Here is a 10,045-nt window from a genome sequence, read left to right on the forward strand (position 1 = left end):
CAAAAGCTGTGCTGTCATTTTCATGCCGGGTTCATCTCCCGCTGCGGTATATTACGCCTCGCGCACGTCTCAGGAAAGCGGTTGGCAACGCGCGAAGGACACATCGATGGCCCGCGATTCGCAAGCCGCGCTCGTCGCGCTCAACCGCTTCGGCTTCGGCGCCCGCGGCGGCGCATCCGGCGATCTCATCAACGCGGCCTCCGATCCTCGCGGTTTTGTGAAGGCGGAACTAGCTCGTCCCAACGCTGTGCTGCTGGAGGCGCCGGGCCTGCAATCCACGCCGCAGCTCGGGCAGGCCGTGTTCGCCTATCAGGATCAGGTCAAGCAGGCGCGCGAGGCCGCCGCCAAAGCCGGCGCGCCGACCGAGGCGCCGTCGCAAGTGCCGGCCGATCAGAAGCCCGGACCGCGCCGCAATCTCTCGCTGAACGCCGTGGCAACCGAGATCGCAGGCCAGATGGCCGAGGCCAAGCAGGCTGACAACAAGCCAGCTGACAATAAGCCGGCGGACAATATGGCCAAGCCGGACAGCATGCAGCCCAACGCGGCCGCGCCGGCTGCCGCAAAACCCGCCCCGCAGCCGCTCAACGTCATCCAAAAGACCTTTCGCGCCGAAGCGCTGGCGCGGTTGCAGCGCGCGACCCTGGTCGAATGCGGCTTCACCGAACGTCTGGTCGTGTTCTGGTCCAACCATTTCTGCATCTCCGCCAGCAAGGGCGAGTTGGCGCGGATATGGGCCGGCGCGTTCGAGCGCGAGGCGATCAGGCCGCATGTGCTCGGGCGTTTCGCCGACATGCTGAAAGCGGTGGAGCAGCATCCGGCGATGCTGTTCTTCCTCGACAACCAGCAATCGCTCGGACCGGACTCGCGCGCCGGCCAGAACCGCAAGCGCGGGCTGAACGAAAATCTCGCGCGCGAGATCATGGAGCTGCATACGCTCGGCGTCGGCGGCGGCTACACGCAGGACGACGTCACCTCGCTCGCGCGCATCATCACCGGCTGGACCTTTGCCGGCCGGCAGGGACAGCTGGGGGCGCCCGGTTCGTTCGTGTTCAACGTCAATGCGCACCAGCCGGGGCCGCAAATGCTGCTCGGCAAGAGCTACGAGCCGAGCGGCCTTGCGCAGGGCGAAGCGGCACTCGCTGACATCGCGCACCATCCCTCGACCGCGAACTTCATCGCCACCAAATTGGTCCGCCATTTCGTCGCCGACGATCCGCCGCCGGCGCTGGTGGCGCGATTGCGCGATGTCTTCATCAAGTCCGACGGCGATCTCAAGGCGCTTGCAACCGCACTGGTCGATTCCGACGAGGCGTGGAAGGCGCCGCTGACGAAGATGCGGAGCCCCTATGATTTCCTGGTCGCGAGCGGCCGGCTGCTCGCGCGCGTGCCGGAGGATCCCGGCGCCTATCTCAACAACCTCAATCTGCTGGGCCAGCCGCTGTGGTCGCCGGCGGGACCGAATGGTTTCGCCGATACCAGCGCCGCCTGGGCTGCGCCCGAAGGCATCAAGCTCCGGCTCGACATTGCCGCGCAAATGGGCGCGCGGCTTGGGCCCAACATCGACCCGCTCGATTTGTTGGAATTTGCCGCCGCAGATGCGGCCTCGATCGAAACGCGGCGCACCATCGAGCGGGCAGAGTCGCGGCAGCAGGCGCTGGCGCTGCTGTTGATGTCGCCGGAAATGCAGAGGAGATGATGATGATCGACTGCGTCGAGAACCGGCTCCTCACCTCGCGCCGCGGCCTCCTGCTCGGCGGTGCCTCTTTTGCAGCGTGGGCCTATTTGCCGAAATTCGCCCGCGCGGCGGACGGACGCGATCCCCGGCTGATCGTGGTGATCCTGCGCGGCGCGCTTGATGGGCTTTCGACCGTCGCGCCGATCGGCGATCCCGATTATGCCGGCCTGCACGGGGCGATCGCGCTCGCGGCGGACGGCGCGCATCCGGCGATCATGCTCGATAATTTCTTTGCGCTGCATCCGGCGATGCCCGAGTTCGCACGCATGTATCGCGACAGGCACGCCGCGGTGATCCACGCGGTGGCGACGCCCTATCGCGACCGCTCGCATTTCGACGGCCAGGACGTGCTCGAAAGCGGCTATGCCGGCCCCGGTCGCGTGCAGTCCGGCTGGCTCAACCGCGCGCTGGAGGCGCTGCCGCGCGGAGAGCGGGTGTCGAGTGCTCTTGCCGTCGGACCGACCACGCCGCTGGTGCTGCGCGGCAACGCGCCGACCGTCGGCTGGGCGCCGGTGGCGCTGCCGCAGGCCGATGACGACACCGCGATGCGTCTGGTCGAGCTCTATCGTCACCGCGATCCCGCGCTGGCGGCCGTGCTGTCGCAAGGCCTTCAGCTGGAGAAGGCCGCGAGCGGCGACGACATGAAGCCGAAGGCGGGCAATGCGGTCGCTCAGATGCGGCAGGTCGCGCGCGGCGCCGCAAAACTGATGGCGTCCGACGACGGCCCCCGCATCGCGGCGCTCGCGTTCGATGGCTGGGATACGCACGCCAATGAAGGCGGGCCGGTCGGTCGTCTCGCGTTCCTGCTTGGCGGGCTCGACGGTGCGCTCGCCGAATTCGAAAGCGGCCTCGGCGAACGCTGGCGCGACACCGCCGTCGTGGTCGCCACCGAGTTCGGCCGCACCGCGCGCATCAACGGCACCGACGGCACCGATCACGGCACGGGAACGATCGCGCTGCTCGCCGGCGGCGCGGTGAAGGGTGGCCGCGTCATCGCCGACTGGCCCGGCCTCAAGCCCGCCAACCTCTTCGAGGCCCGCGATCTCAAACCCACCACCGACCTGCGCTCGGTGATCAAGGGCGTGCTGCAGGGCCAGTTCGGCCTGTCCGATCGCGTGCTGGCCGAGACGGTGTTTCCCGACAGCGCAAGCGCACGTCCGATGAAGGGGCTGGTTGTCTGACTGCGATTCCGGGCCGGCGCCTTGCGGCGCGTCCCGGAATGACGACATGATCAGCCGAACATCAGGAGACCATCATCCATGTACATCGCCATGAATCGCTTTCGCGTCGCCAAGGGCTCCGAAGCCGCCTTCGAGCAGGTCTGGCTTTCGCGCGATACTCATTTGGACAAGGTGCCGGGCTTCGTCGAGTTTCATCTGCTGCGCGGCCCCGAGCTTGAGGACCACACGCTGTACGCCTCGCACACGGTTTGGGCGAACCATGCGGCATTCGAGTCCTGGACCAAATCGGATGCTTTTCGTGCCGCGCATGCGCGGGCCGGCGACACCAAGCCGACCTATCTCGGCCATCCCCAGTTCGAGGGCTTCGAGGTGATGCAGACGGTCGGGCGCGGCGCCAAGTAGCGCGCGACGCCGCAAAGATCAGCCCAGCGTGATCTTGTCGATCTCCGCCATCTCCTCCGCACTGAGCTTCCACGCAATCGCCTTCACGTTCTCCTCGACCTGCGCGACGCGGGTGGCGCCGGCAATCACGCTCGATACTTGCGGGCGCGCGGCGAGCCAGGAGAAGGCGAGCTCGAGCATGCTGTGGCCGCGCGCTTTCGCGAAGGCCGCGAGCTTCTCGACGATGTCCTCGTTGCGCGGCGTGACGTAGCGGTCCCGCAACGCCGGCACCTTGCCGAAGCGCGTATCGGTCGGGGCGGCGGCGCCGCGCTGGTACTTGCCGGTGAGGAGCCCGCTTGCGAGCGGGAAGAACGGCAGGAGGCCGAGCTTGTACTCCTGTGCGGCCGGCAGCAGGTCCTTTTCGATGTCGCGCACCAGCAGGCTGTATTCATCCTGGCAGGAGACGAAGCGGCTGACATTCATCGCGCGCGCGGTGAATTCGGCTTCCGCCAGGCGCCAAGCCGGAAAGTTGGAATTGCCGATGTAGCGCACCTTGCCTTGACGGATGAGATCGTCGAGCGCGCGCAGCGTCTCCTCCATCGGCGTCAGCGGGTCGTAATCGTGCTGCTGATAAAGATCGATGTAGTCGGTCTTGAGCCGCGTCAGGCTCGCCTCGACTGCGTTCATGATGTAGCGGCGCGAAGCGCCCTGCTTGGTTCCGTCGGTCGCCATCGGCTTGGAAAATTTGGTGGCGAGCACGATGTCCTTGCGTCGGTCGCCGAGCACGGCGCCGAGCACCGTTTCCGAACCGCCCATGCCGGCATAGATGTCGGCGGTGTCGAACAGCGTGATGCCGAGATCGAGCGCGCGATGGATGACCTTGCGCGAGGTCTCCAAATCCGTGCGCTGGCCGAAATTGTTGCAGCCGAGGCCGACCGCAGACACGCGCAGGCCGGAGGCGCCGAGATTACGAATTTCCATGGGAGATCCCTGTCGGAGATGGCAGGGGCGTATTGTGACTGCGGTGCGCCGCTGCAGCAAGCCGCGCGCCGCGTTGCTGCCATGCTGACAAGGAACTGCCGACAAGGACTGCCGACAAAAAAATGCGGCCCCTGTCAGACGCGGCGACTGACGGGGACCGCTTTGGGGCGCTTGATCGGTGACGGGGGGCTGACCAGACGCAGCTGCAGCCTAGTCCCGCTATGTTACGCGCGGGTGACAGGCAAGGTTATCCACAGGCGTTCGCGATCGCGAGGATCAGAAGACCTTGCGATAGACGATGAACCCGGAACGCTCGGCGACCTTGTCGTACAGGCGCTGCGCCGTGACGTTGGTCTCATGCGTCTGCCAATAGACGCGCGGGGAGCCGGCGAGCTTCGCGCGCTCGTAGACCCCGTGGATCAACGCCGAGCCGACACCTTTGCCGCGAGCGGCCTCGGTCGTGAACAGGTCCTGCAGATAGCAGGACGGCTCGATCGCGGTGGTGCTGCGGTGAAACAGATAATTCGTCATCCCGAGCAGGCGGCCGTCGCTCTCGGCGACCAATCCGTGCACCGGCTCATAGGCATCAAAAAAGCGCTGCCATGTCACGCGCGTGATGTCGGGCGAGAGCGCGGTCGGGCCGGAGCGGCCGTAGAAGGCGTTGTAGCCGTCCCACAGCGGCAGCCATTGTTCGTAGTCCTGCCTGGTGACGGGGCGAATGGTGAGCGACATATGAAATTCCCGCGAGCGATGAGGCGTCCTTCATACGTGATGATGGAGGCGTCGATCAATCAGGATGCTGTCGTGCGGCCATCCTTCGAGACGCCCGCCTTTGGCGGGCTCCTCAGGATGAGGTCTTGTTGCGCGGCGAAATCTCAGACCCTCATGGTGAGGAGCGCCGCTTGCGGCGCGTCTCGAACCATAAGGCCGGGCTCTCGCATCACTCCGCCACGCGCAGATAACGGATCAGCTTGCGGCCCGCGGGATCGCGCAGTGAGCGGTAGTAGTCGGCGCGGGACGGTGCATCGGTGTGACGCACGAGGTCGGTCACGGGCGTGTAGCTCAGCATGCGCCCGCCATCGGGCAGCGCGGCACAGACGAAGCGCAACACCTCGCCATTGCGCAGGGCGATGTTGATCGGCGTGGTATCGCCGATCCGCACCATCTCCATGCGCTGTGCGATGAAGGTGCCGAGCTCGTCCTCGGGCAATTCGAACGCGCCGGTGTCGCGACCGTGATACATCAGGGCGATGAACGGCGGCTTGCCGTCGGCGATGTCGTCCGGCACCGCAAAATAATCGCGGAACGCCCGGTTGATGAATTCGGCGCGCGTCTCGGCGTCGAGCAGCACGATGCCGATATCGACCTGGTCGAGCGCGGCCGACAGCCGCGCGGCGATGGCGTGGCTCCGACGCTCGGCGGCAAACGTGCCGAGCAGCCGCTGGCGCATCAGGCCGGTGATGCCTGCGGTGCCCGCGGCCGTCGCGGCGAGGAGGCCGAGCCGGATCATATCCGCAGTGGTCAGGCCTGAAACACCGTGCCGGCTGAGGAGCAGCAGTGTCGCGCCGATGACGGCGATGGCTGCGCTGGCGACGGCGGAAGCGGGGCCCGAGAGCGCGCCGGCGAGCGCCACGATGCAGACGAGCAGCGGAGCGGGCGAGGGAATGGGGACGAAGCGATCGAAAAACAACGCCAGCAGCAAAGTCGCTGCCGTCAGCGCCGGACCGGAGATCGCACGCCATCCCAACCGCATGGGCCTGTCTCGCTCCTCCCTGGACGAGGTAAGGCGGCAACACTGACCGAACATTGCGCCATTGCGATGCGGTTTCGCGCGGTGTGCTTAAGGTGCGCTTTGGTTCATGCGCAAAGCTTTCGGATGATTTTAGACCAAATGCGCGTGCTTGAGACGTTGTTGCAGCGCGGGCGCATTCAGCGTCGACGTCCCCTGGCCCTTGCGCGTGCCGACGAAGATCAACAGCGATGCCGCGACGAGGATGGCCGCGGTCAGGGTAATTGCAACGATGACCACAGGTGATTTCATCGAAATCCTGTCGCGATGCCGGTCGGTGCGGGCCACGCGGCGCCTTGAAGGCGGGTCCAGGATGAAACGGGAATCAGACCGGCAGGCCCATCGCCATGGTCGCCCTGGTCGACAGCACCGTCAGGGTAACGATCAGGCACAGCGAGAGCGCGGCGACGGCGAGCGAGGCCGCGACCGCGTTGGTCAGCCGGGAAGACGAAACGGTAGCGGGTGGGCCCTGAAAGCCTGCCGTGCCGGACGCCCGAATCATGGTCTAAATCCTTCAATGCGCGAGCGAATCACCCGCGACATCGAACAATTTCACTGTTGCAATCGGCGATATTGCGGCGGCCGATCAAGCGAAAATGGCGAGATTGCGGCAATGGTGACCCTTGTGCCCGCTATTCGCCAGAGCACGATCGCCCCTCAGGCGCCAGCGGCGATGCTGGCGGGGTCCTCGATATCGGCCGGCCGCCAGTCCATTGCGACGAAGCCGGGGGCCGCTTCCACGCGCTTCAGCCAGTCCCGGATCGCCGGGAAGGTCGAGAGGTCGAAGTCGCAGCGGTCGGCGAGGTGGGTATAGCCGTACAGCGCGATGTCGGCGACCGTGAGCTGGCGGGCCGCGAAATAGGCGTTGGTCTTGAGGTGATTCTCCATCACCTGGAGCGCGCCATAGCCGCGCTCCATCCAGTCCTCCAGCGAATGAGTCTGGAGGTCGCGGCCGCCCCTCACCAGCGACAGCCAGAAATAGGCCGCGCCGATGTTCGGCTCCAGCGCGTGCTGCTCGAAGAACATCCATTGCAGCGCGTCGGCGCGATCGATGCGGTTCTCCGGCGCGAGCGGCGTGCCGACGGCGACATACCAGAGAATGGCGTTGGACTCGGCGAGATAGCGATCGTCGCCGACCTCGAGCAGCGGCACCTGGCCTGACGGGTTCTTGGCCAGGAAATCCGGGGTGCGGCTCTCGCCGCGCAGAATGTCCACCTCGACCGCTTCGTAAGGCAAGTTCAGCAGCGCCAGCGCAAGGCGGACCTTGTAGCTGTTGCCCGAGCGCTGCATCGAATAGAGCTTGTACATTCTGGGGGTGATTCCGGAAGACGGGAGGGCGCGGCGCTTGTTGCCTCGCAACGCGGCTAAACAATGATGCCGATGCGAATCCGCCGCAAGACCCGGCCAATAGAAAAACTCGAAAACCCTACCGCATTGCAATGCGGCGGAAGATCATTTCCGTGCGACCATCCAACTCAGTTCACGCTTGCGTCAACGCGGAAGTGCGTTGCTCGACGCGATCGTGTGCAAGGCACGGCGGTCGCGTTTTGGGCACTGAAGCTTCCACACCGTCATGGCCGGGCTTGTCCCGGCCCTCTACGCGCTGCACACGGCACGAAGAACCTGGATGCCCGGGACAGGCCCGGGCATGACGACGTTCTCGTTTCATGGGCCTCGAAGGGCGCAAAATTGCTCCGAGGACACGCCTTGTCGGATATGTGGGATTTGCCTGGCAAAGTTGCGGAAAATTGCGGAAAATCACGACTTGATGCGCGCCAGACACGTAAACTTTTGAGGGATCGGACCGAAGTTTCTTGCGGTGCAACGGCACTCGTTTTAGGGTGGCGCATTCCCACAATCGGAGTCGTGAAGCCAAAGGGTTCACGACGCTTGTCAGGAGATGACGATGTCCTTCCTTGCCGCTGCGCTCGACCGTGTGAAGCCGTCCGCGACCATCGCGGTCACGGATAAAGCACGTGCGCTGAAAGCGGCGGGCCGCAACGTTATCGGTCTTGGCGCCGGCGAGCCCGACTTCGACACGCCCGCGAACATCAAGCTGGCCGCGATCCACGCCATCGAAGCTGGCAAGACCAAGTACACCGCGGTCGACGGCATTCCCGAGTTGAAGGAAGCCATCATCGCCAAGTTTCAGCGCGAGAATGGCGTCGTCTACAAGGCGAACCAAATCATCGTCGGCACCGGCGGCAAGCAGGTGCTTTACAACGCGCTGATGGCAACCATCAATCCGGGCGACGAGGTGATCATCCCCGCGCCGTACTGGGTCAGCTATCCCGAGATGGTGGCGCTCGCCGGCGGCGAGCCGGTGCCGGTGGTCTGCACCGCCGCGACCGGCTTCAAGCTCCAGGCCGAGGCGCTGGAGCGCGCGATCACGCCGAAGACCAAATGGGTGATCCTGTGCTCGCCGTCGAACCCGACGGGAGCTGCCTACACCAGGACCGAGCTCAAGGCGCTCACCGACGTCCTGGTCAAGCATCCCCACGTCTGGGTGATGACCGACGACATGTACGAGCATCTCGTCTATGACGACTTCCAGTTCACCACGGTCGCGCAGGTCGAGCCGAAACTCTACGACCGCACGCTCACCGTGAACGGCGTGTCGAAGGCCTATTGCATGACCGGCTGGCGCATCGGCTATGCCGGCGGCCCGGCGCAGCTGATCAAGGCGATGTCGACGATCCAGTCGCAGTCGACCTCGAACCCGTCGTCGATTGCGCAATGGGCCGCGGTCGAGGCGCTGAACGGTCCGCAGGACTTCATCCCCGCCAACAACAAGGTCTTCAAGGAGCGCCGCGACCTCGTCGTCTCCATGCTCAACCAGGCCAAGGGCATCGAGTGCCCGCGTCCCGAGGGTGCCTTCTACGTCTATCCGTCCTGCGCCGGCACCATCGGCAAGACCGCGCCGTCGGGCAAGGTGATCGACAATGACGAGACGTTCGTGACCGAGCTGCTCGAGACCGAAGGCGTCGCCGTGGTGCAGGGTTCGGCCTTCGGCCTCGGCCCCGCGTTCCGCATCTCCTACGCGACCAAGACCTCGGACCTAGAAGACGCCTGCAAGCGCATCCAGCGCTTCTGCGGCAATCTACGGTAAGGCACTCGTGACACGCGGTGTTCCCCTCTCCCCTTGTGGGAGAGGGTGGATCGCCGCGAAGCGGCGAGACGGGTGAGGGGTTATCTCCGCACGTGATCCTCTCGCGACAACATTCGCGGAGATAACCCCTCATCCGGCGCTTCGCGCCACCTTCTCCCACAAGGGGAGAAGGGAGGACAGCGCACCAATTCTCTGCGTTCGTTCTGGCACGCACAGAACTCTTGTGGCATAGACCGTCGCGCATCACGGGTAGGGCGCTCTCTCTGCTCGCATCACATTCATCGCCGGAGATATTCATGCGCCGTTCACTCCTCCTCGCCGGGTTTGCCGTTGCGAGCCTCTTTGCCTCCGTTGCGGGCGCCAGCGCGCAGTCGCGGATGGTGCAGGTGGGCGTGCTCGAATGCCGCGGCGGCGCCAGCGTGGGCTTCATTGTGGGATCGGTGACCAATCTCGGCTGCGTGCTGCGAGTCGATGGTTTGCCGGACGACCGTTACGTCGCGACGATCCGCAAGGTCGGCCTCGACATTGGCATTACCCAGGAGACCGCACTCGCCTGGGGCGTGTTCGCGCCGGTGAACCGACTCGGACCGGGCGACCTCGCCGGCACCTATGCCGGTGCGCAGGGCAGCGCCTCGGTCGGTGTCGGCCTTGGCGGCAACGTGCTGGTCGGCGGCTCCAATAATTCGATCGCGCTCCAGCCGCTCAGCGTGCAGGGCCAGGTCGGCCTCAACGTCGCCGCCGGCCTCGAGAGCCTGGAACTCCGCCCGGGCCGTTAACAACTCCCGTGTGCGAATCCCGTCGCTCCGACGCGATTCCGGCAACGACGCACCGCAGCGACGTTTGATGCTTGCCAAATCTCGGGGACGGGC

11 protein-coding genes are annotated in these 10,045 nt (G+C 65.4%); 5 read left to right on the plus strand and 6 right to left on the minus strand.

Annotation, left to right across the window (positions count from 1 at the left end; genetic code table 11):
• The first annotated feature begins 106 nt into the window (after window positions 1–106).
• The 3 genes from AC0L20_RS07490 to hmuQ all read left to right on the plus strand — a co-directional run bounded on the left by AC0L20_RS07490 (window position 107) and on the right by hmuQ (window position 3,318).
• Complete coding sequence (locus tag AC0L20_RS07490; RefSeq protein WP_473288021.1) at window positions 107–1,696, plus strand: DUF1800 domain-containing protein; 1,590 nt, start codon at window positions 107–109, stop codon at window positions 1,694–1,696.
• Between the two features lie 2 nt (window positions 1,697–1,698).
• On the plus strand, window positions 1,699–2,916 hold the full coding sequence (locus tag AC0L20_RS07495) for a DUF1501 domain-containing protein (RefSeq protein ID WP_473288022.1): 1,218 nt from the start codon (window positions 1,699–1,701) through the stop codon (window positions 2,914–2,916).
• Between the two features lie 78 nt (window positions 2,917–2,994).
• The gene (gene hmuQ / locus AC0L20_RS07500; protein ID WP_473288023.1) at window positions 2,995–3,318 is read left to right on the plus strand and encodes a heme-degrading protein HmuQ; all 324 of its coding nucleotides are present in this window, start codon (window positions 2,995–2,997) and stop codon (window positions 3,316–3,318) included.
• 18 nt (window positions 3,319–3,336) lie between these two features.
• Here hmuQ and AC0L20_RS07505 read toward each other — a convergent pair whose 3' ends face one another.
• From AC0L20_RS07505 to AC0L20_RS07530, 6 genes are all read right to left on the minus strand, one after another.
• Window positions 3,337–4,278, minus strand: coding sequence for an aldo/keto reductase (locus AC0L20_RS07505; protein ID WP_473288024.1), 942 nt, complete (start codon window positions 4,276–4,278; stop codon window positions 3,337–3,339).
• A gap of 276 nt (window positions 4,279–4,554) precedes the next feature.
• Window positions 4,555–5,010, minus strand: a complete 456-nt coding sequence (locus AC0L20_RS07510) for a GNAT family N-acetyltransferase (RefSeq protein ID WP_473288025.1) — start codon at window positions 5,008–5,010, stop codon at window positions 4,555–4,557.
• Between the two features lie 208 nt (window positions 5,011–5,218).
• Complete coding sequence (locus AC0L20_RS07515) at window positions 5,219–6,031, minus strand: PAS-domain containing protein (RefSeq protein ID WP_473288026.1); 813 nt, start codon at window positions 6,029–6,031, stop codon at window positions 5,219–5,221.
• Window positions 6,032–6,160: 129 nt separating this feature from the next.
• Window positions 6,161–6,355, minus strand: a complete 195-nt coding sequence (locus AC0L20_RS07520; RefSeq protein ID WP_473288206.1) for a hypothetical protein — start codon at window positions 6,353–6,355, stop codon at window positions 6,161–6,163.
• A 37-nt stretch (window positions 6,356–6,392) separates the two neighbouring features.
• Complete coding sequence (locus AC0L20_RS07525) at window positions 6,393–6,569, minus strand: hypothetical protein (protein ID WP_456767782.1); 177 nt, start codon at window positions 6,567–6,569, stop codon at window positions 6,393–6,395.
• Window positions 6,570–6,724: 155 nt separating this feature from the next.
• On the minus strand, window positions 6,725–7,375 hold the full coding sequence (locus tag AC0L20_RS07530) for a glutathione S-transferase family protein (RefSeq protein ID WP_007596746.1): 651 nt from the start codon (window positions 7,373–7,375) through the stop codon (window positions 6,725–6,727).
• A 598-nt stretch (window positions 7,376–7,973) separates the two neighbouring features.
• Between AC0L20_RS07530 and AC0L20_RS07535 the strand changes: the two genes are divergently transcribed.
• Window positions 7,974–9,176 (plus strand): pyridoxal phosphate-dependent aminotransferase, encoded by a 1,203-nt coding sequence (locus AC0L20_RS07535; protein WP_007596745.1) that lies wholly within the window; start codon window positions 7,974–7,976, stop codon window positions 9,174–9,176.
• 296 nt (window positions 9,177–9,472) lie between these two features.
• Window positions 9,473–9,952: a DUF992 domain-containing protein gene (locus AC0L20_RS07540; RefSeq protein ID WP_473288027.1), complete on the plus strand. Its 480-nt coding sequence runs from the start codon at window positions 9,473–9,475 to the stop codon at window positions 9,950–9,952.
• Window positions 9,953–10,045 lie beyond the last annotated feature (93 nt).

The organism is Bradyrhizobium sp. Kon58 (assembly GCF_055807455.1).

Coding starts and splice junctions, on each gene's coding strand:
- AC0L20_RS07490 (WP_473288021.1), top strand. CDS start 107: ATGGCCCGCGATTCGCAAGCCGCGCTCGTCGCGCTCAACCGCTTCGGC.
- AC0L20_RS07495 (WP_473288022.1), top strand. CDS start 1,699: ATGATCGACTGCGTCGAGAACCGGCTCCTCACCTCGCGCCGCGGCCTC.
- hmuQ (WP_473288023.1), top strand. CDS start 2,995: ATGTACATCGCCATGAATCGCTTTCGCGTCGCCAAGGGCTCCGAAGCC.
- AC0L20_RS07505 (WP_473288024.1), bottom strand. CDS start 4,278: ATGGAAATTCGTAATCTCGGCGCCTCCGGCCTGCGCGTGTCTGCGGTC.
- AC0L20_RS07510 (WP_473288025.1), bottom strand. CDS start 5,010: ATGTCGCTCACCATTCGCCCCGTCACCAGGCAGGACTACGAACAATGG.
- AC0L20_RS07515 (WP_473288026.1), bottom strand. CDS start 6,031: ATGCGGTTGGGATGGCGTGCGATCTCCGGTCCGGCGCTGACGGCAGCG.
- AC0L20_RS07525 (WP_456767782.1), bottom strand. CDS start 6,569: ATGATTCGGGCGTCCGGCACGGCAGGCTTTCAGGGCCCACCCGCTACC.
- AC0L20_RS07530 (WP_007596746.1), bottom strand. CDS start 7,375: ATGTACAAGCTCTATTCGATGCAGCGCTCGGGCAACAGCTACAAGGTC.
- AC0L20_RS07535 (WP_007596745.1), top strand. CDS start 7,974: ATGTCCTTCCTTGCCGCTGCGCTCGACCGTGTGAAGCCGTCCGCGACC.
- AC0L20_RS07540 (WP_473288027.1), top strand. CDS start 9,473: ATGCGCCGTTCACTCCTCCTCGCCGGGTTTGCCGTTGCGAGCCTCTTT.